This is a genomic window from Pseudomonas onubensis (assembly GCF_965653655.1).
GTDB lineage: Bacteria > Pseudomonadota > Gammaproteobacteria > Pseudomonadales > Pseudomonadaceae > Aquipseudomonas.
This window is the reverse complement of the sequence record NZ_CBFHAZ010000324.1, coordinates 1-406: the sequence shown is the minus strand read 5'-3', so window position 1 is coordinate 406 and position 406 is coordinate 1. Positions and strand designations below refer to the sequence as shown.

2 protein-coding genes are annotated in these 406 nt (G+C 48.0%); both read left to right on the top strand.

Annotation, left to right across the window (positions count from 1 at the left end; translation table 11 throughout):
• Positions 1–3 precede the first annotated feature (3 nt).
• Entirely contained in the window at positions 4–162 is a 159-nt protein-coding gene (locus ACTD9P_RS30175; RefSeq protein ID WP_438870507.1) for a glutaminase, read from the top strand.
• 24 nt (positions 163–186) lie between these two features.
• Positions 187–406: alanine:cation symporter family protein (locus ACTD9P_RS30170; protein WP_498371989.1), on the top strand; the 220-nt coding region annotated here is incomplete at its 3' end.

The following is a 406-nucleotide window of genomic DNA, read 5'->3' as shown; positions in this document are numbered from 1 at the left end:
ATCATGGCATTGGTTCCCCCAAGCGCCAGAAGAGAGCAGCCTTTTCATAACGGCTGCGGCATCGGCATTTACGGTCCGGCCATTGATGAATACGGCAACAGCCTGACCGGCGGCATGCTGCTGAAACATATCGCACAGGAGTGGGAGCTCAGTATTTTTTAATCAAATGAACCAAGAGGTGATTGGATGCAGGAATTCCTTGAAAATGTAATCGGCTCGGCAAATGATTTTTTATGGTCAAAACTGTTAATCGTACTGCTTCTTTCTCTGGGACTGTTTTTTACGTTCAGATCAAAGGGTCTGCAAGTCCGCATGCTGAAGGAAATGATCCGGGTTTTGAAGGAAGGCGCGGCCGCCCGGACAAAAAACAGCATTTCCCCGTTTCAGGCATTTTGCATCAGTATGG

Coding starts and splice junctions, on each gene's coding strand:
- ACTD9P_RS30175 (WP_438870507.1), top strand. CDS start 4: ATGGCATTGGTTCCCCCAAGCGCCAGAAGAGAGCAGCCTTTTCATAAC.